The organism is Streptococcus mitis (assembly GCF_901542415.1).
GTDB lineage: Bacteria > Bacillota > Bacilli > Lactobacillales > Streptococcaceae > Streptococcus > Streptococcus mitis_BL.
Genome location: NZ_CABEHV010000004.1, coordinates 907415 through 926381, shown reverse-complemented (window position 1 = coordinate 926381; position 18967 = coordinate 907415). Strand labels below are relative to the sequence as shown.

Genomic DNA, 18967 nt, shown 5'->3' with positions numbered 1-18967 from the left:
ATTTTAAGTCGAAATTGGTGGGCAAGGTAACTGAGCAAATGACTAGTAAAACTAAGCAAAGAACTTCAGTTGGCTCCCAATTTTCAAAAGAAAAACATAAATAAATAGTTGAAAAAATTCACAGCATTCACCATTATTTTCAAGGAGAAAAACAGTGAAAAAAAGGAAAAAACTCGCTTTATCCCTTGCAGCTCTTTTGCTGGCAGGTTCTTTGGCGGGATGTGCTAGCTGGATTGATCGTGGAGAATCCATGACAGCTGTTGGCTCAACGGCTCTTCAGCCCTTGGTCGAAGCAGCAGCAGATGAATTTGGCTCTATGCACGTTGGAAAAACAGTCAACGTCCAAGGTGGAGGATCTGGTACAGGTTTGTCTCAGGTTCAGTCTGGAGCTGTTGATGTAGGAAATTCAGACGTATTTGCCGAGGAAAAAGACGGTATCAACGCATCCGCTCTAGTGGACCATAAGGTTGCTGTAGCGGGCTTGGCAGTTATTGTGAACAAGGAAGTTGATGTTGAAAATCTGACAACTGAACAACTCCGTAGCATCTTCACAGGTCAAGTGACCAACTGGAAAGAAGTCGGTGGGAAAGACCTAGCCATTTCCATTATCAACCGCGCGGCAAGTTCTGGTTCGCGTGCAACCTTTGATAGTGTTATCATGGATGGTCAATCTGCCGTGCAGAGTCAAGAACAGGATTCAAATGGGATGGTTAAAAACATTGTTTCTCAGACACCAGGAGCCATTTCTTACCTAGCCTTTGCCTATGTGGATGACTCAGTTAAACGTATGAAGTTGAATGGCTATGAGCCGATTGCAGAAAATGTTACGACCAATAACTGGCCTTTGTGGTCTTATGAGCACATGTACACCTTAGGCCAACCAAACGAATTGGTTGCAGAATTTCTTAACTTTGTCCTCTCAGATGAAGCGCAAAGTGGAATCGTTAAGGGAATGGGCTATATTTCTGTCAAGGAAATGAAAGTTGAAAAAGATGCTGTAGGAACGGTGACAGCACTAGAAGGGAGTCAATAATGAATCAAGAAGAATTAGCTAAAAAATTACTTTCTCCCTCAAAGAACTCTCGTCTAGAGAAATTAGGGAAAGGTTTGACCTTTGCCTGTCTGTCTTTGATTGTCATCATTGTGGCTATGATTTTGATTTTCGTTGCCCAAAAAGGTTTGTCGACCTTCTTTGTCAATGGGGTTAATATCTTTGATTTCCTTTTTGGACAAACTTGGAATCCTTCAGGTAAACAATTTGGTGCCCTTCCCATGATTTTGGGTTCCTTCATTGTCACAATCCTATCAGCTCTTATCGCAACTCCTTTTGCCATCGGTGCGGCAGTCTTTATGACTGAAGTCTCACCAAAAGGTGCTAGAATCTTGCAACCAGCCATTGAATTGCTGGTCGGGATTCCTTCCGTTGTGTATGGATTTATCGGTTTGCAGGTCGTAGTTCCCTTTGTACGTAGTGTCTTTGGTGGAACTGGTTTTGGGATTCTGTCAGGGATTTTCGTACTCTTTGTCATGATTTTACCGACGGTAACCTTTATGACAACCGATAGCTTGCGTGCGGTACCTCGTCACTACCGCGAAGCTAGTTTGGCTATGGGGGCCACCCGCTGGCAAACCATCTGGCGCGTGACCTTGAAGGCAGCGCGTTCAGGGATTTTCACAGCAGTGGTCTTTGGGATGGCGCGTTCCTTTGGTGAGGCTTTGGCCATTCAGATGGTGGTCGGAAACTCAGCCGTTGTCCCAACTTCATTGACAACACCTGCTGCGACCTTGACCTCTGTCTTGACCATGGGTATCGGAAATACTGTTATGGGAACAGTTGACAATAACGTTCTCTGGTCACTGGCCTTAGTCTTGCTCTTGATGAGTTTGGCCTTCAACAGTGTGATTAAATTGATTACGAAAGAAAGAGGAAAGAAAAACTATGCACGCTAAGAAATTAGATAAAATTGCAACAGCTGTCCTCTACTCAATTGCAGGAATTATCGTTGCCATCTTGGCATCCTTGATTCTTTATATCTTGGTTCGTGGTTTGCCCCACATCTCTTGGTCTTTCTTGACTGGCAAATCATCTTCTTACCAAGCAGGCGGAGGGATTGGAATTCAGCTCTATAATTCCTTCTTCCTTCTGGTTATTACCTTGATTATCTCTGTGCCCTTGTCTATGGGGGCTGGGATTTTCCTAGCTGAATATGCCAAAAAAGGTCCTGTGACCAATTTTGTCAGAACCTGTATTGAAATCTTGTCTTCATTGCCATCAGTGGTTGTAGGTCTCTTTGGTTACTTGATCTTTGTAGTTCAGTTTGAGTATGGATTTTCAATCATCTCAGGTGCCTTGGCCTTGACAGTCTTTAACTTACCTCAGATGACTCGTAATGTTGAAGACAGTTTGAAACACGTTCACCATACGCAACGTGAGGCTGGCTTGGCCCTTGGAATTTCTCGCTGGGAGACAGTGGTCCATGTGGTCATTCCAGAAGCCCTTCCAGGTATTGTGACTGGGGTCGTCTTAGCCTCTGGTCGTATCTTTGGTGAGGCTGCTGCTTTGATTTATACAGCAGGACAATCCGCTCCAGCCCTAGACTGGTCTAACTGGAATATTCTCAGTGTGACTAGCCCAATCTCTATCTTCCGTCAAGCAGAAACCTTGGCTGTCCACATCTGGAAAGTCAATAGCGAAGGAACAATTCCAGATGGAACCATCGTATCAGCAGGTTCTGCCGCAGTGCTCCTCATCTTTATCCTCATCTTTAACTTTGGAGCCCGCAAACTCGGAAGCTACCTACATAAGAAATTAACCGCTGCCTAAAGGAGAAGCCATGTCAAAATATAATTGGGATGAAAAGCATATCATCACCTTTCCTGAAGAGAAAGTGGTCCTCTCTACCAAGGATTTACATGTTTACTACGGTAAAAAAGAATCCATCAAGGGCATCGATATGCAATTTGAAAAAAATAAAATCACAGCCTTAATTGGCCCATCTGGATCTGGGAAATCAACCTACCTCCGCAGTCTCAATCGTATGAATGATACCATTGATATTGCCAAGGTCACAGGTCAAATCCTCTACCAAGGGATTGATGTCAACCGTCCAGAAATTAATGTCTATGAGATGCGTAAGCACATCGGAATGGTCTTCCAACGACCAAATCCTTTTGCCAAGTCTATCTACCGCAATATCACTTTTGCCCATGAACGTGCAGGGGTTAAGGACAAGCAAGTCTTGGATGAAATTGTGGAAACCTCTCTTCGTCAAGCTGTCCTTTGGGATCAGGTCAAAGACGATTTGCACAAGTCAGCCTTGACCCTATCAGGTGGTCAGCAGCAACGTCTCTGTATCGCTCGTGCTATTTCTGTTAAACCAGATATCCTCTTGATGGATGAACCAGCGTCTGCCTTGGATCCGATTGCGACAGCCCAACTGGAAGAAACCATGTTGGAATTGAAGAAGGACTTTACCATCATCATCGTGACCCACAGTATGCAGCAGGCTGCGCGTGCCAGTGATTACACAGGATTTTTCTACTTGGGTGACTTGATCGAGTACGATAAGACCTCTAATATTTTCCAAAATGCCAAACTACAGTCAACCAATGACTACGTAACAGGACACTTTGGATAGAAAGGAAACAGTATGACAGAAGCGATTTTACAGGTGTCAGACCTGTCCGTTTACTACAATCAAAAAAAGGCCTTGAATAGTGTTTCCCTATCTTTCCAACCTAAGGAAATTACAGCTTTGATTGGTCCATCTGGATCAGGGAAGTCAACCCTCCTAAAGGCTATCAACCGCATGGGGGATCTTAATCCAGAGGTGACCACAACTGGTTCGGTAGTTTATAATGGCCATAACATCTACAGTCCACGTACAGATACAGTTGAATTGCGGAAGGAAATCGGTATGGTTTTCCAACAACCAAACCCTTTCCCTATGTCTATCTACGAAAATGTTGTTTACGGGCTTCGTATCAATGGAGTGAAGGACAAGCAGGTTCTGGATGAAGCGGTAGAAAAAGCCCTACAACGAGCTTCTATCTGGGACGAGGTCAAGGACCGCCTGCATGATTCAGCTATCGGGCTTTCAGGTGGACAACAGCAACGTGTCTGTGTTGCTCGTGTCTTAGCAACCAGTCCTAAAATCATTCTCTTGGATGAACCTACTTCAGCCTTGGACCCTATCTCGGCCGGTAAGATTGAGGAAACCTTGTATGGCCTAAAAGATAAATACACCATGCTCTTGGTTACGCGTTCTATGCAACAAGCCTCTCGTATCTCTGACAAGACAGGATTTTTCTTAGATGGAGATTTGATTGAGTTTAACGATACCAAGAAGATGTTCCTCAACCCACAACACAAGGAAACAGAAGATTATATTTCAGGAAAATTTGGATAAGGAGATAAATGATGTTACGTTCTCAATTTGAAGAAGATTTAGAGAAATTGCACAACCAGTTCTATGCCATGGGACAAGAAGTGCTATCCCAAATCAATCGTACAGTGCGTGCCTTTGTTACGCATGACCGTGATTTGGCTAAGGAAGTCATCGAAGACGATGCAGAAGTAAACGAATACGAAGTAAAATTGGAGAAGAAATCATTTGAAATGATTGCCCTTCAACAACCTGTTTCTCAAGACTTGCGTACTGTTTTGACAGTCTTAAAAGCCGTATCTGACTTGGAACGTATGGGAGACCATGCTGTTTCCATTGCAAAAGCAGCCATTCGTATGAAGGGGGAACAACGTATCCCAGCTGTTGAAGAAGAAATCAAGAGAATGGGTCGCGATGTCAAGAATTTCGTCGAAGCAGCCCTTGAACTCTATCTGAATGGTTCAGTGGACCAAGCCTATGAAGTAGCAGCCATGGACGAAAAAATCAACCATTACTTTGATAGCATTCGTGAGTTGGCTACGGAAGAAATCAAGAAAAATCCAGATGCTATCGTTACAGGACGCGATTACTTCCAAGTGATTGCCTTTTTGGAACGTATTGGAGACTATGCAAAAAATATCTGTGAATGGGTTGTTTACTTTGAAACAGGTAAGATTGTCGAACTATAAAATAGGATAATTATGTATAAAAAGGAGCTTGAAATCAACCGAAAGCTCCTTTTATTGAATGAAAAAAATATTTTTAAGATAAAAATTCAAAAAACACTTGACAAGTATCTTGGATAGCGTTATAATTATACAAAATTAACAGAGAGGTTGTTTATTTATGAAATCAAAAAAATGGATATTTGTTTTATGTAGTTTTCTTGCAAGCTTCTTCTTAGTGGCTTGCCAGTCGGGCTCTAACGGCTCTCAGTCAGCTGTTGAGGCCATTAAGCAAAAGGGAAAATTAGTTGTGGCGACCAGTCCTGACTATGCACCCTTTGAATTTCAATCCTTGGTTGACGGAAAAAACCAGGTAGTCGGTGCGGATATTGATATGGCACAGGCTATTGCTGATGAACTTGGAGTTAAGTTGGAAATCTCAAGCATGAGTTTTGACAATGTCTTGACTAGTCTTCAGACAGGTAAGGCTGATCTAGCAGTTGCGGGAATTAGCGCTACTGAGGAGAGAAAAGAAGTCTTTGATTTTTCAATTCCTTATTATGAAAACAAGATTAGTTTCTTGGTTCGTAAGACTGATGTAGAAAAATACAAGGATTTAACTAGCCTAGAAAGTGCTAATATTGCAGCTCAAAAAGGGACTGTTCCAGAGTCGATGGTCAAGGAACAATTGCCAAAAGCTCAATTGACTTCCCTAACCAATATGGGTGAAGCAGTCAATGAATTACAGGCTGGAAAAGTAGATGCTGTTCACATGGATGAGCCTGTTGCTCTTAGCTATGCTGCTAAAAATGCGGACCTAGCTGTCGCAACTGTCAGCTTGAAGATGAAGGACGGCGAAGCCAATGCCGTTGCCCTTAGAAAAAATAGTGCTGATTTGAAAGAAGTGGTGGACAAGGTCATCCAAAAACTCAAGGATGACGGTACCTACCAAAAATATCTTGAAAAAGCAGCAACCCTAACAGAAGTTGAAGAATAATACTCAATGAAAATCAAAGAGCAAACTAGGAAGCTAGCCGCAAGCTGTACTTGAGTACGGTAAGGCGACGCTGACGTGGTTTGAAGAGATTTTCGAAGAGTATAAGAAAAAAGCAGAGTTGGAAGTCATTCCAATTCTGCTTTTAAATAGTTTAAAACCTTTTCCAGAATGTCTAAGGACACCTTGGCAAATTGATAAGGGCAGGTGCTTAAATATGCCTCTTCAAAGAAGTCTAAGCCCAGTTGACTGTGTTTGAGACTGGCGATTTTAGGATACTGTCTCAGGTCTAGCAATAAACCATCGTGTAGGGGAAAATGAGGAAGGGGACAAGGTGTTTTAGCTAGTCTTTCCTCGATTTGTTTTTGGTAAGCTTCCTGATTGGCCAAGCGAGCCAGACGATTTTTCTCAAACAGTTGACTGTCAATATAGAGTGACAGGGCCTTTTGCATGATAAGGTTGCTGTCGTAGTCTAGGATATTTTTGTAGGCCACAAAGGCTTTTTTGATAGCATTTGGCAGAATGAGAGCCGTAATCCGCAGGGCTGGAAAGAGGCTGGTTGAGAAGGACTTGATATAAATAACGCGCTCTTCTGTATCCAGATAGTGGAAGGTCTGGCCCTTTTTAGAGTCCAAATCCCCCAGATAATCGTCCTCTACGATATAGACACCGTACTTGGCAGCTAAGTCAAGGATAGCCCGTTTGTCCTGCTCAGAATAGGAATGCCCCAGAGGATAGTGAAAACGAGGAATGGTATAGAAAAACTTAATTTGTCCTGTTTTGAAGTGACCTTCCAGCTGGTCCAAGTCAATTCCATCAATGCCTCGTTCAATCGTTTGATAGTCCAGACCCTGAGCAATCAAGAGACGGTTCATTCGATGATAGGTCGGCTGTTCCACCAAGATTTCCTTGGCTTGGCTAGGAAAGGAAATTTGAGAGAGGATAAAAAGGGCTTGTTGGGTCCCAGAAGTCAGTACCAGTTGGTCAGCCTTGCAGTAGAGGGCTTGGTCAAAGAGGAGTTTGTGAATGGACTGTCTTAGGTCTTCTAAACCTTCTTGGTTGTCATAGTAGTTGAAGAGGTAGTTTTCTCGGCCAATCAAGGTTTCATTGACACAGAGCCGGAAATCGTCATAGGCATTGGCATGTTCGTCAGTGACTTCGATTTCTAAATCCTGGTGTTGCCCTTGTTCTAGGACATAGTAGCCACTCTGGGGCTTGGAATAGAGGTATTGTTCGTGCCGTAATTCCAGCAGGGCTCGTTGGACAGTGTCCTTGCTACAGTGAAAGTCAAGGCTCAGTTGACGGATAGAAGGTAGGCGGCTACCCGTTGGAAAACGTCCAGACTCGATACCTTTTTTTAGATAGGAAACAACCTCTTGGTACTTGCTTTGTTTCTTCATTCCAGACCTCCCTTGATTTTGTTACATTGTACCTTTTTTTTTCCTTCTTGGCAATGTCTAGAGTGTTTCTCTCGTTCACATCTAGGGGCAAATGTGGTATACTTAGGAGTAACATTTATAGAATAACAGACAAGAAAGAGAATGGATAAGAACGTGCAGGAACCAGTGAAATTATTTCAATACAATACCCTTGGAGCCTTGATGGCTGGCCTTTATGGTGGGACCATGACAGTAGGAGAATTGCTAGAGCATGGTGACCTTGGTTTGGGAACCTTGGATTCTATTGATGGGGAATTGATTGTCTTGGATGGCAAGGCTTATCAGGCCAAGGGATCAGGAGAGCAGCCAGAAATTGTGGAAGTATCACCAGATGCCCTTATTCCTTACGCAGCAGTAGTACCACATCAGGCAGAGGTCATTTTCCGCCAGCGCTTTGAGATGACAGACAAGGAATTGGAAGAACGAATTGAGTCTTATTATGATGGGGAAAATCTTTTCCGCTCGATCAAGATTCGTGGGGAATTTTCACATATGCATGTGCGCATGATTCCCAAGTCGACACCAGATACCAAGTTTGCTGAGGTCGCAACCCATCAGCCTGAATATAGTCGCGACAATGTGGCAGGAACCATCGTTGGTTTCTGGACCCCAGAGATTTTCCATGGGGTTAGTGTGGCAGGCTACCATCTGCACTTCATCTCAGATGATTTGACCTTTGGTGGGCATGTCATGGACTTTGTCATCAAGGAAGGCATTATTGAGGTGGGAGCTGTTGACCAGTTGGATCAACGTTTTCCAGTCCAAGATCGTCAATACTTGTTTGCTAAGTTCAATGTTGACGAGATGAAAAAAGATATTGAAAAGGCGGAATAGGAGAAGAAAATGACCATTCATATTATCATTACCATGGTGCTATTACTAGCTTTCTTGCTAGGAAGCGTTTGGTATGCCAAAAAGAAACACCAGATTAATCTAGCTGTCTTGGGCTTGGGGGCTGTTGCCTTCTTTGTCTCTTCACAGATTTTAGAAAAACTGGTGCATATCTTGGTTTTGCACCCTCAAAAAGACGGTAGTATTGCCCTCTTGCAAGACCATCCGCTTGTCTACATCATCTATGGTCTAGCCATGGCAGCCCTTTTTGAGGAAACTGCTCGCCTTGTTTTCTTCAAATGGTTGGAGAAAAAGAGAAGTTTGGACAAGGCAGACGCCTTGGCTTATGGGTTAGGTCATGGTGGCTTGGAGTTGATTTTCCTAGGTCTTACTAGTTTGCTTAATCTCTACTTCGTTCTCTCAGCAGTTCAAACGCAAAATCCACAGGTTATGCAATTGCTGTCTGAAAATATGTTGAAAACTATTCAGTCGCTATCAGTCTGGCAGATTTATTTGCTTGGTTTTGAGCGAATCTTGGCGCTAGGTTTCCAATTACTCTTGACTGTTTGGGTTTACCAAGCTGTTCGCCAGAAGAAATGGATTTATCTCCTAGCGGCCTATGGACTACATGCCTTCTTTGACCTGGCACCATCTCTTGCCCAAGTTGGCTGGTTGACCAATCCAGTCTTGGTTGAAGTTGTCCTAGCACTTGAACTTGTTCTGCTTGCCTATGGAACCAAGGCAATCTTTTGCAAAAAATCATAAAAAGAGGGGAAACCTCTTTTTTTATTTAAAAGGTAAATTCGCAAACTAAGTTCCACCGCTAGTAGAAGTGGAAGTTAGTCTGATAAAAATCCTAAAAACCAGTGGAAATCCGTGTCAGGGTAAGTTCCACTGGTTTTACTAATGCTTGATTTCATCGCTTTTGTAACCAAAAGGAATCGAAAAAAAGAGCGCACAAAATCCCCTCATCTGAAAGCGTTTCAGATTAAGTTCCGCTATGGTGGAAGTTAGTGTGAGACGTTTGAATGCGGTTAAAGGTTAGTTTTTAGAACTTATGTTGGAGTAATTTCGAAGACTGACAGACGTCTTCTGCAGGTATTTTAGAAATACCTAGAAGCTTAGGAATCTCTTCTCCATAGGTAAAGGCAAAGAGCTCATAGGCTGACTTTCCATTCAAAGCAGCACGTTTGACACTGTTGACATGAGAGCAGACGAGATTGATGTCCTCTTGAGTTAAGTTGTCAAAAGCAGTTCCCTTAGGTAGAATGTCTCGAATCAGTGTGTGGTTTTTCTCAATTCTCCCTTTCTGGTCAGAGCGATTAGGGTCACAAAAGAAGAGTTTACTCTCTCCTCGCACATCCATTTCGATATCATCAACCCTGGCAAACTCTCCACCATTATCGGTAAGAATGACAGGAAAGAGTTGGAAGAAATCTTTATCAGCTTCATGAAGAGTGTCTTGATGGTATAGAGGTGTTTGGTAACCTCAAGGGCAGTTTTATTATCCAGAAGCCTAGCGAAGATAAAGTTACAGAAAGACAGGTTGAAGGTAAGTAGGACTTTACCTCCCATCCTCCCCAGAACTGTGTCCATTTCCAGCCAAGAGTCTAGTTGATTAAGGACTAAATAGTTTTGGAAATCCTCATAGGAACGGCCTTTTTTAGCTTCTTTAGGGATGGAAGGTAGTTTCCTTTTCCGTCTTTCTTTGAATTTAACGGCTCTGGCTAGGTCAATATGAGCGATAGATAGGTATCCTTTTCGGATGTGTCGATAGACGGTTGAGGAACTGACATCAAGGTTATGAGTTTTGAGGATATGATAGATGTGTTGTCCCTTTTTAACACCATCAGAAATGACTTTGTCCATGTCCCAGAAGGCCTTGGAATTAAGGGGAGTTCCTTCACGAGCTTCGACAAGAGTTTGTTCGTACTGTTTTTGAGCTTGTTTAGCAAGGTAGAAGATTTTTTTAAATCCACAATTTTGTCTTCTTTTAGGGCATCCATTACAGACAAAGGGAGCCTTATCGAGTAAAGGGCAAGGAAGGTTATCGCATGTAGACTCTCGGACTTGTCTGTTTCGTTTGACTTCTTTGGAAACAGTAGTTGGGTCTTTTAGAATGGATTGTCCGATAGCTTTGAAGGTTTCACCGCGCTCTAAGCCTAATTGGATATCATTACGGTCTGAAAGGGTAAGGTGTTTATGTTTTGTCATAGTAGACCTCATTTCTAACTCAAACGTCTCACACTTAATTCCACCATAAAAATCCGTTTTAGACTAATTTCCACTTTGGTTGGGCAAGTGGAAGTTACTTTGAGAAATTAGCTTTTTATTTAAAATAAGTCCAAGATTTTTTTAGGGTCGTCAAATGGTCTTAAAAATGGTATAATGGAATGAATTTTGTAAAAGGAAGAGTGTCATGTCAGTAAAAGAAAAAATGCTTGAAATCTTAGAAGGGATTGATATCCGTTTCAAGGAACCCTTGCATAGCTATAGTTATACAAAAGTAGGTGGAGAGGCCGATTATTTGGTCTTTCCACGAAATCGTTTTGAGTTGGCTCGCGTTGTCAAATTTGCCAATCAAGAAAATATCCCTTGGATGGTTCTTGGAAATGCCAGCAATATCATCGTTCGTGATGGTGGAATTCGTGGATTTGTCATCTTGTGTGACAAGCTCAATAATGTTTCTGTTGATGGCTATACCATCGAAGCTGAAGCTGGTGCTAACTTGATTGAAACAACACGCATTGCCCTTCGTCATAGTTTGACTGGTTTTGAGTTTGCTTGTGGCATTCCGGGGAGCGTCGGCGGTGCTGTCTTTATGAATGCAGGTGCCTATGGTGGCGAGATTGCCCACATCTTACAGTCTTGTAAGATTTTGACTAAGGACGGAGAAATCGAGACCCTGTCTGTCAAGGACTTGGCTTTTGGTTACCGCCATTCAGCTATTCAAGAGTCTGGTGCAGTTGTCTTGTCAGCTAAATTTGCCCTTGCTCCAGGAAGCCATCAGGTTATCAAGCAAGAAATGGATCGTTTGACGCATCTACGTGAACTCAAGCAACCTTTAGAATATCCATCTTGTGGTTCGGTCTTTAAGCGTCCAGTAGGTCATTTTGCAGGTCAATTAATTTCAGAAGCTGGCTTGAAAGGCTATCGTATCGGTGGTGTTGAAGTGTCTGAAAAGCACGCAGGATTTATGATCAATGTTGCTGACGGAACGGCTAAAGACTACGAGGACTTGATTGAGTCTGTTATCGAAAAAGTCAAGGAACACTCTGGCGTCACTCTTGAGAGAGAAGTCCGTATCTTGGGTGAAAGCAAGTAGGAAGTTTTAGTTAAAAAGCTGCTGCTATGTCATGGAAAGGGGGTGAAAGCCTATCGTCAGTGCAGAAGAATGTAGGCAGTTCAATCTCCTACACGAGGTAGTAGTGGCCTGACAGAGCCCTGATCTGTTAATCTATGAAAAAGAAGGAATAAATGACAATTGAAAAAACCAATTATTGAATTCAAAAACGTCTCTAAAGTTTTTGAAGACAGCAACACCAAGGTTCTCAAAGATATCAACTTTGAGTTGGAAGAAGGGAAATTCTATACCCTTCTAGGCGCATCTGGTTCAGGGAAATCAACTATCCTTAACATCATTGCAGGTTTACTGGATGCGACGACAGGAGATATTTTGCTGGATGGTGTCCGTATCAATGACATCCCAACCAACAAGCGAGACGTCCATACGGTCTTCCAATCCTATGCCTTGTTTCCACATATGAATGTGTTTGAAAATGTTGCTTTTCCACTCCGCTTGCGCAAGATTGACAAGAAAGAAATCGAGAAACGCGTAGCGGAAGTTCTCAAGATGGTTCAGTTGGAAGGGTATGAAAAACGTTCCATCCGTAAACTCTCTGGAGGACAACGTCAGCGTGTGGCTATTGCCCGTGCCATTATCAACCAACCCCGTGTGGTTTTGTTGGACGAGCCTTTGTCAGCGTTGGACTTAAAATTACGAACAGATATGCAGTACGAACTGCGTGAACTGCAACAACGATTGGGCATTACCTTTGTCTTTGTCACTCACGATCAGGAAGAAGCCCTGGCTATGAGTGACTGGATTTTCGTTATGAATGATGGCGAGATTGTCCAGTCTGGAACACCTGTGGATATCTACGATGAGCCGATCAATCACTTTGTTGCCACTTTTATCGGTGAGTCAAATATCTTGCCAGGAACCATGATTGAGGACTACTTGGTTGAGTTTAACGGCAAACGATTCGAAGCGGTCGATGGGGGGATGAAGCCGAATGAACCTGTTGAGGTCGTGATTCGTCCAGAGGACTTGCGCATTACCCTTCCTGAAGAAGGCAAGCTCCAAGTTAAGGTCGATACCCAGCTCTTCCGTGGAGTTCACTATGAAATTATCGCCTATGACGAACTTGGGAATGAATGGATGATCCACTCAACACGTAAGGCCATTGTGGGTGAGGAAATCGGTTTGGACTTTGAACCAGAAGACATCCACATCATGCGTCTCAATGAAACAGAAGAAGAGTTTGATGCCCGTATCGAAGAATACGTGGAAATCGAAGAGCAAGAAGCAGGTCTGATCAATGCAATCGAGGAGGAAAGAGATGAAGAAAACAAGCTCTAAACTCTTTGTAGTGCCCTACATGCTCTGGATTGCACTCTTTGTTCTGGCACCCTTGGTCTTGATTTTCGGTCAATCCTTTTTCAATATCGAAGGACAATTCAGTTTAGAAAACTATAAATCTTACTTTGCGTCACAAAACTTGACCTACCTCAAAATGAGTTTCAACTCAGTGCTTTATGCAGGGATTGTGACATTTGTGACCCTGCTTATCAGTTATCCGACAGCCCTCTTTTTGACCCGTCTCAAACACCGTCAACTCTGGCTTATGCTGATTATCCTGCCTACCTGGATCAATTTGCTCCTCAAAGCTTATGCCTTTATTGGGATTTTTGGTCAAAATGGCTCTATTAACCAATTCCTTGAATTTATCGGAATCGGTTCACAACAGTTGCTCTTTACCGATTTCTCCTTTATTTTTGTCGCAAGCTACATCGAGCTTCCCTTTATGATTTTGCCGATTTTCAATGTCTTGGACGATATGGATAACAATCTCATCAATGCCAGCTACGACCTTGGTGCGACCAAGTGGGAAACCTTCCGTCATGTCATCTTCCCTCTATCTATGAACGGAGTGAGAAGTGGGGTCCAATCGGTCTTTATCCCAAGTTTGAGTCTCTTCATGCTGACCCGTTTGATTGGTGGAAACCGCGTTATCACACTAGGTACAGCCATTGAGCAGAACTTCCTGACCAATGACAACTATGGTATGGGTTCTACCATCGGTGTGATTCTCATCCTGACCATGTTCATCACCATGTGGGTGACCAAGGAAAGGAGAGAACGATGAAAAAATTTGCCAATCTATATCTGGGACTGGTCTTTCTTGTCCTCTACCTGCCTATCTTTTACTTGATTGGCTACGCCTTTAATGCAGGAAACGACATGAACAGCTTTACAGGCTTTAGCTTGAGCCATTTTAAAACCATGTTTGGCGATGGTCGTCTCATGTTGATTGTGACTCAGACCTTTTTCTTGGCCTTCCTGTCAGCCTTGATAGCGACCATTATCGGAACTTTTGGAGCTATTTATATCTACCAGTCTCGTAAGAAATACCAAGAAGCCTTTCTATCACTCAATAATATCCTCATGGTTGCGCCTGATGTTATGATTGGTGCCAGCTTCTTGATTCTTTTTACTCAACTCAAGTTTTCACTTGGCTTTTTGACCGTTCTATCTAGTCACGTGGCCTTTTCCATCCCTATCGTTGTCTTGATGGTCTTACCTCGTCTCAAGGAAATGAACGGCGACATGATTCATGCGGCCTATGATTTGGGAGCCAGTCAATTTCAGATGTTCAAGGAAATCATGCTTCCTTACCTGACTCCGTCTATTATTGCAGGTTATTTCATGGCCTTCACCTATTCGCTAGATGACTTTGCCGTGACCTTCTTTGTGACGGGAAATGGCTTCTCAACCCTATCAGTTGAGATTTATTCTCGTGCTCGCAAGGGGATTTCGCTAGAAATCAATGCTCTGTCTGCCCTTGTTTTTCTCTTTAGTATTATCCTAGTGGTTGGATATTACTTTATCTCACGTGAGAAGGAGGAGCAAGCATGAAAAAACTCTATTCATTTTTAGCAGGAATCGTAGCCATTATCCTGGTCTTGTGGGGAATTGCGACTCATCTAGACAGTAAAATCAATAGTCGAGATAGTCAAAAACTGGTCATTTACAACTGGGGTGACTATATCGATCCAGAACTCTTGGAGCATTTCACTGAAGAAACAGGAATCCAAGTTCAGTACGAGACCTTTGACTCCAACGAAGCCATGTATACTAAGATTAAGCAGGGTGGAACAACCTACGACATTGCCATTCCTAGTGAATACATGATTAACAAGATGAAGGACGAAGACCTCTTAGTTCCGCTTGATTATTCAAAACTTGAAGGAATCGAAAATATCGGACCAGAGTTTCTAAACCAGTCTTTTGACCCAGGCAATAAATTCTCCATCCCTTACTTCTGGGGAACCTTGGGAATTGTTTACAATGAAACCATGGTAGATGAGGTGCCTGAGCATTGGGATGACCTCTGGAAGCCAGAGTATAAGAACTCTATCATGCTCTTTGATGGGGCGCGTGAGGTGCTGGGACTCGGACTAAATTCCCTCGGCTACAGCCTCAACTCCAAGGATACCCAGCAGTTGGAAGAGACAGTTGATAAGCTCTACAAACTGACTCCAAATATCAAGGCTATTGTGGCGGATGAGATGAAGGGCTACATGATCCAGAACAACGCTGCTATCGGCGTGACCTTTTCAGGGGAAGCCAGCCAAATGCTAGAAAAAAACGAAAATTTACGCTATGTGGTACCGACTGAGGCCAGCAACCTTTGGTTTGACAATATGGTCATTCCCAAAACAGTCAAAAACCAAGATGCCGCCTATGCCTTTATCAACTTTATGTTGAAACCTGAAAATGCTCTCAAAAATGCAGAGTATGTCGGCTACTCAACACCAAACCTACCAGCTAAGGAATTGCTCCCAGAGGAGAAAAAAGAAGACAAAGCCTTCTATCCAGACGCTGAAACTATGAAACACCTAGAAGTTTATGAGAAATTTGACCATAAATGGACAGGAAAATATAGCGACCTCTTCCTACAGTTTAAAATGTATCGGAAGTAGGAGTAGAACTTAAGAAAACGAATCAGTCAGCTGGTTCGTTTTTTTATGTAAAAGGCAATTTTAGTAATGGTATCTTTTTCTATTCTAGTTGCTTATTTTCTTGCCTAGTAGTATACTAAGCTTAACCTTACAGAAAGCGGTAACAAATCATGAAAATGTGTACTTTTTTCAAAAAAAGTTATTGGCCAACCTTTTTGATTGTTAACGAAACATATATACTATTCTATCTAAAGGATGGTTTGGATCGAAAATACCTAACAACTGAGTCTATATATTTGGTGATAGGAAACTTTATATTTTGGAATATTTTCGTAGCTATTTTTAGCAATTCGAAAATGTGGGATAAAAGTTGGGATAAAAAGAAAAATGGCAGTAAGAAAAAATATATCCTGAAAAAGTAATCGGAGATGTAGGGAATTGGTCTGATTCAATGGAGATGAGTAAGTGTCTAGAGTTTTGAGAAATTCAAGAAATATATAAATATATGTAGAGAACGAGGAAATTCGTTCTCTTTTTCGTTGCCAAAAATTAAGGAGAAAAAATGTCAGATAATATTGAAATTGTTATGGATATTGATTCGCTAGAAATTTTCGATGTAATATATCTTGATAAGAATGAAAATATGGTTGATTGTATTTCTGAAGGAAATTCTGATGAAAAAGTATCTCCAGACAATGACCTTGCTAGAGTTTGGCTTGGAAACGATTATTATAAGCTCGCTAGTATTTTCTGGAAAGTCATAAAAGATGATGTTATTCATGAATTATATCTTAGAATTAAGCTTGGCACTTATCCGTATTTCAGAAGAGCTAGAGATGGAACATGGGGAATGGGGACAAACCAGCCAACTGACTTATGATGAAGCCCTGTAGACGACGATGGAATTTACTCCTGAGTTACTTGATTCTGTTTGAAACGAGAGAGGCCGAGATAGCATGACAAGACTAGAAAGAGAAATGTTGAATTATTATAAGCGTTCACTGGAGCTATATGAGGCAAGACTAGAAGTCTTAAGAAAACCTTACAAAAAAAGTGAGGTACAACTAATGAGTGCAGAACGTGATCTTGTGAGAAAGAAAATCAAGGAATTTAAGTTCAAGATAGGCGAATTAGAAGGAACATTGGAAGGGAGTTAATCCATGTGGTTGGAAACAATCGTTTGTTTTGATTGTGATTATGAGGAAAAATGGGAAGAAGATGATATTTTCAAGCCTATTCATTGTCCTGAATGTGGAGATGTATTAGATGTTGTAGAAAGAGATTGGTTAGGTGAAACAATACTTAGAAGCACAGTGCAGTGTGAGCGATGTAACTTTTTATTTGACCATTTGGATTTTCAGCTTGGTCTATCTGAATGTCCAAGTTGCTTTTCAAAGGAACTTAAATTAGTGAGACAGATAAAGGAGATAGTAGAATGACTAAAGAAATGTTTGTGCAATTTTCAAAAAAAGCAGCTGTTAACGAAGTGATGAGAAAAACAGGAATGAGTAAAAAACGGGCTGTTAAGGCTGTTGAAGAATTAGAGAGAGAGGGAGTTCTGTTCTCTATGGGAAATGGTACTGTGATGATGGGGGTGTGATAACATGGCTGATATTACAGTAAATCAAGTAGCAACACAGACCTTCTATCAAATCCCACAAATTTTCATGGTAAATGTTAAGAAGAAATTTTCTGCTGAAGGGAAACCTACTGGGAAAATCAAGATGACGAGTCTCTATGCCAAGAAATTATCAAATGATGGCAAGATTGCTTATGGAGTACTCTATGATCGATGTATGTTGAGTATTCATTCTTACAGAAACGGTGAACTGACTTATGTTGATGAGAATGGTTCAGTATTTCTTGTCTATACGGTTGAGGACTTAATGGAAATTTTAGATCGCAGTAAGCCAACTGTATTGAAAATCAAGAAAGAATTGAAAGAGCTTGGATTGCTTCGTGAAGTGAAACAAGGGAAGAATCGTCCGAATCGTTTGTATCTTCAAAATGTGAATGCTGAATTACAAGAATATGAACACTATGATGCTAAAATCGTAGAAAAAGGACGTGACAAAGGAACTGTAGTCTACCACCATGTAAAAACTTTAGATTACAAAGGTTGTGTCTTATTTGAAATTGAACGTCCAGGCAGTGAAGAAGAATCTTCTATTTTGAAAGATGAAAACTCTGTTTTAGAAAAGCCTATCAAATCAATAAATTATGGAAGTCAAAAATCTTTACCTCCAAAAAAAGCTGTTAAATCAACGAATTTTGGAAGTCAAAAATCTTTACCTCCGGAGGTAAAAAATTTTAACCCTATTAAGACTGAGAAGAGTCATACTGAGAATAATAGTACTAGACATAGTTCTAGAAAGCCTGCTTCCAATTCTAAGGAATTGGATCAGACTGCTGGAACTTGTGACACTCCTTCTCAAAAAACAAGTGGGAAGAAATTTATCAAACCTCAAGTCTATTCTCTCTTGCAGGAAATTGCAGATAGCTACCGAGATCATTTACCGTGGTACCAGCATTATAATATGACTCACCGCCAAAAGATGATTGTTGGCCAATACATTCAGACAGGATGGATAACAAGTAGTGAGGTTCTTCACTGTATCGAACGGATTCCTGAATGTGATAGTCCTTTTGCTTACTTGATTCAATCTATTGAAAATTTGATTGGCGAACGTAAGAGCGAGGCCAAGATGCAAGCTCATAGAGAAGCAGAGTATAGGTATCTGAGTAACTAAGCTATAGATGACATGAGATTAAATCTAGCTTTTTTGACCTGAGCAAGTCATAAAACTACTTTTGATCTTTGAAAATTAAATACCCCCACTGTCCTGATTAGCGGAACTAAGCATAAAAAGAAGAACAAGGGCGGTGTGTAGGCTAGAAAAGGATATCTAGTGCTGTTCCACCACGTAAAAGCAGGCAAAGCCTAAGCTGAAGGAGTTTGCGGTTTCTAGACTTAAAACCGTGTGTAAAAAATACAGCAGGTATGTACGTCATACCTCGGCATGGCTGTAAATCAGCCTTGATTCAGTAAGGAGGAGACAAGATGAATCAATCAAAATTAGTTACAGAGGTCACTTTAGCTGACCTTAGATGCTTAGGAAATCAAGGGAATGCAACCGCAAGACTTGATAATGGAGATGAAATCAAATTAACCAGCAGATATGGTTTGGTATCTAAAAAAGGATATCTAGCAGGTAAACTAGAGACAGTTTGGATGATTGTAGAATATTCAAAAATTTATAAAGAGATTCGCACCATCAAACGAGGTGATGTTCTAGTGGCTAGACGCATTAAACAAGGAAATACCAATCGTTTACTGCTGACTGGTAAAGGATATCATCGTCCAACGAAGCATTAAACAGATAGAACCTCATCTATCTGTTTCATCAA

22 protein-coding genes and 1 pseudogene are annotated in these 18967 nt (G+C 41.6%); 21 read left to right on the top strand and 2 right to left on the bottom strand.

Features of this window, described 5'->3' with window-relative positions; translation table 11 throughout:
* Positions 1-154: 154 nt before the first annotated feature.
* The 7 genes from FQT24_RS04740 to FQT24_RS04710 all read left to right on the top strand — a co-directional run bounded on the left by FQT24_RS04740 (position 155) and on the right by FQT24_RS04710 (position 6047).
* Positions 155-1033 carry a phosphate ABC transporter substrate-binding protein PstS family protein gene (locus tag FQT24_RS04740; RefSeq protein ID WP_000746329.1) on the top strand — a complete coding sequence of 293 codons (879 nt, stop codon included), beginning with the start codon at positions 155-157 and terminating at the stop codon, positions 1031-1033.
* On the top strand, positions 1033-1950 hold the full coding sequence (pstC, locus tag FQT24_RS04735; protein ID WP_143952343.1) for a phosphate ABC transporter permease subunit PstC: 918 nt from the start codon (positions 1033-1035) through the stop codon (positions 1948-1950). The genes FQT24_RS04740 and pstC overlap by 1 nt, the downstream gene beginning before the upstream one ends.
* Entirely contained in the window at positions 1940-2824 is an 885-nt protein-coding gene (gene pstA / locus FQT24_RS04730; protein ID WP_000543046.1) for a phosphate ABC transporter permease PstA, read from the top strand. The genes pstC and pstA overlap by 11 nt, the downstream gene beginning before the upstream one ends.
* Before the next feature lie 10 nt (positions 2825-2834).
* Positions 2835-3638 carry a phosphate ABC transporter ATP-binding protein PstB gene (pstB, locus tag FQT24_RS04725; RefSeq protein WP_143952342.1) on the top strand — a complete coding sequence of 268 codons (804 nt, stop codon included), beginning with the start codon at positions 2835-2837 and terminating at the stop codon, positions 3636-3638.
* A gap of 12 nt (positions 3639-3650) precedes the next feature.
* On the top strand, positions 3651-4409 hold the full coding sequence (gene pstB / locus FQT24_RS04720) for a phosphate ABC transporter ATP-binding protein PstB (RefSeq protein WP_000133484.1): 759 nt from the start codon (positions 3651-3653) through the stop codon (positions 4407-4409).
* 11 nt (positions 4410-4420) lie between these two features.
* Positions 4421-5074, top strand: coding sequence for a phosphate signaling complex protein PhoU (gene phoU / locus FQT24_RS04715; protein WP_000946459.1), 654 nt, complete (start codon positions 4421-4423; stop codon positions 5072-5074).
* A 157-nt stretch (positions 5075-5231) separates the two neighbouring features.
* Positions 5232-6047: an ABC transporter substrate-binding protein gene (locus FQT24_RS04710; protein WP_143952341.1), complete on the top strand. Its 816-nt coding sequence runs from the start codon at positions 5232-5234 to the stop codon at positions 6045-6047.
* 125 nt (positions 6048-6172) lie between these two features.
* Here FQT24_RS04710 and FQT24_RS04705 read toward each other — a convergent pair whose 3' ends face one another.
* A complete protein-coding gene (locus FQT24_RS04705) occupies positions 6173-7444 on the bottom strand; it encodes an aminotransferase-like domain-containing protein (protein ID WP_143952340.1) in 1272 nt (423 codons plus the stop codon).
* Between the two features lie 141 nt (positions 7445-7585).
* Here FQT24_RS04705 and budA point away from each other — a divergent pair, with 141 nt between their 5' ends.
* Entirely contained in the window at positions 7586-8317 is a 732-nt protein-coding gene (gene budA, locus FQT24_RS04700) for an acetolactate decarboxylase (protein WP_000360314.1), read from the top strand.
* A gap of 9 nt (positions 8318-8326) precedes the next feature.
* Entirely contained in the window at positions 8327-9079 is a 753-nt protein-coding gene (locus FQT24_RS04695; RefSeq protein WP_143952339.1) for a YhfC family intramembrane metalloprotease, read from the top strand.
* Between the two features lie 283 nt (positions 9080-9362).
* Here the strand turns inward: FQT24_RS04695 and FQT24_RS04690 are convergent.
* A pseudogene (locus FQT24_RS04690) lies at positions 9363-10528 on the bottom strand (IS30 family transposase).
* 205 nt (positions 10529-10733) lie between these two features.
* Between FQT24_RS04690 and murB the strand changes: the two are divergent.
* From murB to FQT24_RS04635, 12 genes are all read left to right on the top strand, one after another.
* Entirely contained in the window at positions 10734-11639 is a 906-nt protein-coding gene (murB, locus tag FQT24_RS04685) for a UDP-N-acetylmuramate dehydrogenase (RefSeq protein ID WP_143952338.1), read from the top strand.
* Positions 11640-11798: 159 nt separating this feature from the next.
* Positions 11799-12956, top strand: a complete 1158-nt coding sequence (locus tag FQT24_RS04680) for an ABC transporter ATP-binding protein (RefSeq protein WP_000742895.1) — start codon at positions 11799-11801, stop codon at positions 12954-12956.
* Positions 12937-13743, top strand: coding sequence for an ABC transporter permease (locus tag FQT24_RS04675; protein ID WP_000753801.1), 807 nt, complete (start codon positions 12937-12939; stop codon positions 13741-13743). The genes FQT24_RS04680 and FQT24_RS04675 overlap by 20 nt, the downstream gene beginning before the upstream one ends.
* Positions 13740-14513 carry an ABC transporter permease gene (locus FQT24_RS04670; protein WP_000712740.1) on the top strand — a complete coding sequence of 258 codons (774 nt, stop codon included), beginning with the start codon at positions 13740-13742 and terminating at the stop codon, positions 14511-14513. Before FQT24_RS04675 ends, FQT24_RS04670 begins: the two co-directional genes overlap by 4 nt.
* Positions 14510-15580: an ABC transporter substrate-binding protein gene (locus tag FQT24_RS04665; protein WP_143952337.1), complete on the top strand. Its 1071-nt coding sequence runs from the start codon at positions 14510-14512 to the stop codon at positions 15578-15580. Before FQT24_RS04670 ends, FQT24_RS04665 begins: the two co-directional genes overlap by 4 nt.
* 149 nt (positions 15581-15729) lie before the next feature.
* Complete coding sequence (locus tag FQT24_RS04660; protein ID WP_143952336.1) at positions 15730-15981, top strand: hypothetical protein; 252 nt, start codon at positions 15730-15732, stop codon at positions 15979-15981.
* A gap of 140 nt (positions 15982-16121) precedes the next feature.
* On the top strand, positions 16122-16439 hold the full coding sequence (locus tag FQT24_RS04655) for a hypothetical protein (RefSeq protein ID WP_391592442.1): 318 nt from the start codon (positions 16122-16124) through the stop codon (positions 16437-16439).
* 76 nt (positions 16440-16515) lie between these two features.
* The gene (locus FQT24_RS04650; protein WP_050112807.1) at positions 16516-16716 is read left to right on the top strand and encodes a hypothetical protein; all 201 of its coding nucleotides are present in this window, start codon (positions 16516-16518) and stop codon (positions 16714-16716) included.
* Positions 16717-16719: 3 nt separating this feature from the next.
* Entirely contained in the window at positions 16720-16998 is a 279-nt protein-coding gene (locus FQT24_RS04645; protein ID WP_050112809.1) for a hypothetical protein, read from the top strand.
* Positions 16995-17159 carry a hypothetical protein gene (locus tag FQT24_RS10860; RefSeq protein WP_016397553.1) on the top strand — a complete coding sequence of 55 codons (165 nt, stop codon included), beginning with the start codon at positions 16995-16997 and terminating at the stop codon, positions 17157-17159. Before FQT24_RS04645 ends, FQT24_RS10860 begins: the two co-directional genes overlap by 4 nt.
* Positions 17160-17163: 4 nt before the next feature.
* Positions 17164-18309: a replication initiator protein A gene (locus tag FQT24_RS04640; RefSeq protein WP_143952335.1), complete on the top strand. Its 1146-nt coding sequence runs from the start codon at positions 17164-17166 to the stop codon at positions 18307-18309.
* Between the two features lie 311 nt (positions 18310-18620).
* The gene (locus FQT24_RS04635; RefSeq protein WP_143952334.1) at positions 18621-18935 is read left to right on the top strand and encodes a hypothetical protein; all 315 of its coding nucleotides are present in this window, start codon (positions 18621-18623) and stop codon (positions 18933-18935) included.
* Positions 18936-18967: the final 32 nt, after the last annotated feature.